Genomic DNA, 3,412 nt, shown 5'->3' on the forward strand with positions numbered 1-3,412 from the left:
CCGTGCCCCGCCTCCGTGCCGTGCGTCAGATCGGAGAGGCGAACACCACCAGGTTGTCTCGGTAGCGGCCGATCCGACAGGACGCCCGTGTCCACCAGCCCCCGCCCCACCCTCTTCGCCCTGCCCGGACTCGGGCTCGACGGCCGCGCCTTCGACGCGCTCGGCCGCGAGCTCGCCGACGTCGCGGACCTCGTCGCGCTCGACCTGCCCGGTGGATCCGGGACCTCGCTCGAGGAGATGACCGCTGCCACGATCCGCCGGATCCGCGAGCACCGCTCCTCCCGCTGGCTGCTCCTGGGGCACAGCATGGGCGGGAAGATCGCCTCGCTCGTGGCCTCCCGCACGGTCACCGGCCGCTCGGGCCTGTTCGGGCTCGCGGGCGTCGTGCTCCTCGCCGGGTCGCCGCTCTCGCCCGAGCCGATGGAGGAGGAGCGCCGCTCGACCATGCTCGGCTGGGTCGCCGACGGGCACCTCGACGAGGCGCAGGCGCGCGAGTTCGTCGACCAGAACGTCGGCTCGCCGCTGCCCGCCGACGCCGACGCGGAGGTGCTGGCCGAGCTGCGCCGCTACTCCCCCGAGGGCTGGCGCGACTGGCTCGAGCACGGCAGCCGCGAGGACCGCACCGGCGAGGCCGCCCTCGGGGCTGTGCCCGCCCTCCTGGTCGCGGGCGGAGAGGACGGCGACCTCGGCGCCGACGCGCAGCGCCGCCTCAACGGCTCCCTCTACTCCCGCGCCCGGCTGCTCACGCTCGCCGGGGCGGGCCACCTGCTGCCGTTCGAGCGCCCGGTCGAGGTGGCGGCGGCGATCCGCCGGTTCTGGGAGGAGGAGGCCGGCACGGCGCCGTCGGTCCCGGCCGACGTCGGCGCGGCCATCGCCTCCGCCCGCACCTCCACGCGGGTGCGCGGGCTGCTGGCCGTGCGCGCGCTCGCCGACGACCCGGAGTACGCGCCCCGCGCCCTGACCGTCGCCCAGCTCGCGGAGCTGCGCGCGATCGCCGACCGGGTCGTCCCTCAGGAGGGCGGCCGGATCGACCTGGCCGCGCGGGTGGACACGCAGCTCGCGAACGGCGAGGGCGACGGCTGGCGCAACGCCGACCTGCCGGCCGACCCGATCGCCTACGGTCTGGCGCTCGACACCCTCCGGGGCTTCGCCGGCCTCGGCCCCGCCGAGCAGGACGCGCGCCTCACCGCGATCGCCGACGGCTCCGCGGAGCTCGGCGACGGCTCGGCCGGCGGGCTCGGTGCCGAGCAGCTGACCGCCTGGTTCGAGGACTGCCGCGTCGACCTCGTGAAGCAGTGGCTGGCCCACCCCGCGTCGATGGCGCGGATCGGCTACGACGGCTACGCCAGCGGCGGCGACACGCTGCCGCTCGTGACGGGCTTCCGCCTGCTCGGCGCCGACGACCGCGAGACCTGGGAACCGACGACGAGGAGTCACCGATGAACACGACCGGCATGCGCCGCTTCCCGCTCGACGAGACGGTCGACGCCGTCGTGATCGGCACCGGGGCCGGCGGAGCGCCCCTGCTCTCGGTGCTCGCCGCTCGCGGGCTGCGCGTCGTCGCCCTCGAGGCCGGGCCGCACGTCGATCCGCTGGGCCACACCGCCGACGAGACGGCGGCCGTGGAGATCAACTGGATGGAGGAGCGCCTCAGCGGAGGCGAGACCCCCACCGCCTTCGGGCAGAACAACAGCGGCCGCGGGGTCGGTGGCTCGACGCTGCACTGGGGCGCGTTCACGCCCCGCCCCGACCCGCGCGACCTTCGGCTCCGGAGCGACTCCGGTGTCGGCCGCGACTGGCCGATCGAGCACGCCGAGCTCACCGCGTACATCGAGAAGGTGGAGGCGACGATCGGAGTGGCGGGCCCGGCCGAGTACCCGTGGGACCCGTCGCGCCGCTACCTGCAGGGCCCGCTCGCGCGGAACGCCTCGGCCGACATGATGCTGCGCGGCTGCGCGGCGATCGGGATGCGCGCGACCGACGCGCCCGCCGCCGTGCTCAGCGGCCCTCGGGACGACGGCCGCCCCTCCTGCGTCAACTGCGGCCAGTGCCATCAGGGCTGCCGGACCGGCGCGAAGACGAGCATGGACGTGACCTACCTGCCGGAGGCGGTGCGGGCCGGCGCCGAGATCCGGGCCGACTCGTTCGTGCACGGGATCGAGCTGGACGCTGCGGGCCGCGTGTGCGCCGTGGTCTACACGAGCGGCGGAGTGGAGCACCGGCAGCGCTGCTCCGCCCTGTTCCTCTGCGCGGGCGGCGTCGAGACGCCCCGGCTCCTCCTGCACACCGGCATCGCGAACAGCAGCGGCCAGGTGGGCCGGAACTTCCTGGCGCACGGGGCGACCCAGGTCTGGGGCACCTTCGAGAACGAGATGCGCGGCTACCGCGGCTACCCCTCCTCGGTGATCACCGAGGACACCGTCCGCCCGGCCGACGCGGACTTCGCGGGCGGCTACCTGATCCAGAGTCTCGGAGTGATGCCGCTGACCTACGCGACGACGCTCGCCCGCGGCGCGGGACTCTGGGGCCGCGATCTGATGGACGCGCTCGACGGCTACCGCTTCGCGGCGGGCGTCGGGATCAACGCCGAGTGCCTGCCCGCCGACGGCAACCGGCTGGAACTGACGGACGAGCTGGACGAGCACGGGGTGCCGAAGGCGCGCATCACGTTCTCGGCGGGCGCCAACGAGGAGGCGATCGACCGGCACGCGATCCGGACGATGACCGCGATCGTGGAGGCGGCCGGCGCGACGAGCACGCGGGTGATGGCGCGCACGGCGCACACTCTCGGCACCGTGCGGATGGGCACCGACGCCGGTGACGCCGTGATCGACGCGGACGGCCGCAGCTTCGACGTGCCGAACCTCTGGGTGTGCGACAACTCGGTGTTCCCGAGCGCGCTGATCGCGAACCCGGCGCTCGCGACGATGGCGCTCTCGCTGCGGACGGCGGACCGCTTCCTAGCGGCGTAGCGTCGCGGCGGTGGGGCGGTTGCGGGGCGGCTGCGGGGCGGGACGACGGGCGACGTGCTCCTCCGCGTCGCCGACTGACCGCGCGGGCGCGCCCGGACTGCGCGCCCGGACTGCGCACCCCGCCGGATCAGCCGCGGGGCTGTGCGGGGCGACAGCGCAGTCCCGAGACGCGCTGCTCGAACGGCGGCCCGACGCGACGGCGCTCGACGGCGGTTCGGCGCGCGCCGAGCTGCCGAGCTGCCGAGGTGCCGAGGTGCCGACGTGCCGGATCGTGGTGGCCGAACGGCGGCATGGCGCAATGCGGCGGCACGGCCCTGGTGTCGGCACGGCGTCAGGCGACGGTGCGGCCCCGGTGACGGTCCGCGCCTCAGCGACAGTGGCGCGGCGGTGCGGCCGCGTGAACCCGAGCGAAGGCGCGGATCCGAGCGGCAGTGGCGCGG

The 3,412-nt window shown here is 75.6% G+C and carries 2 protein-coding genes; both read left to right on the plus strand.

Going from position 1 to position 3,412, the window contains the following annotated elements; translation table 11 throughout:
• Positions 1 to 87: 87 nt before the first annotated feature.
• On the plus strand, positions 88 to 1,443 hold the full coding sequence (locus tag C5C27_RS16995) for an alpha/beta hydrolase (RefSeq protein WP_181133581.1): 1,356 nt from the start codon (positions 88 to 90) through the stop codon (positions 1,441 to 1,443).
• Positions 1,440 to 2,972, plus strand: a complete 1,533-nt coding sequence (locus C5C27_RS17000; protein ID WP_104225175.1) for a GMC family oxidoreductase — start codon at positions 1,440 to 1,442, stop codon at positions 2,970 to 2,972. Before C5C27_RS16995 ends, C5C27_RS17000 begins: the two co-directional genes overlap by 4 nt.
• Positions 2,973 to 3,412: the final 440 nt, after the last annotated feature.

The organism is Rathayibacter sp. AY2B7 (assembly GCF_002931635.1).
Classification (GTDB): Bacteria; Actinomycetota; Actinomycetes; order Actinomycetales; family Microbacteriaceae; genus Rathayibacter.

Excerpts from the sequence above, each read along its gene's own strand:
- C5C27_RS17000 (WP_104225175.1), top strand. The coding sequence starts at position 1,440 with ATGAACACGACCGGCATGCGCCGCTTCCCGCTCGACGAGACGGTCGAC.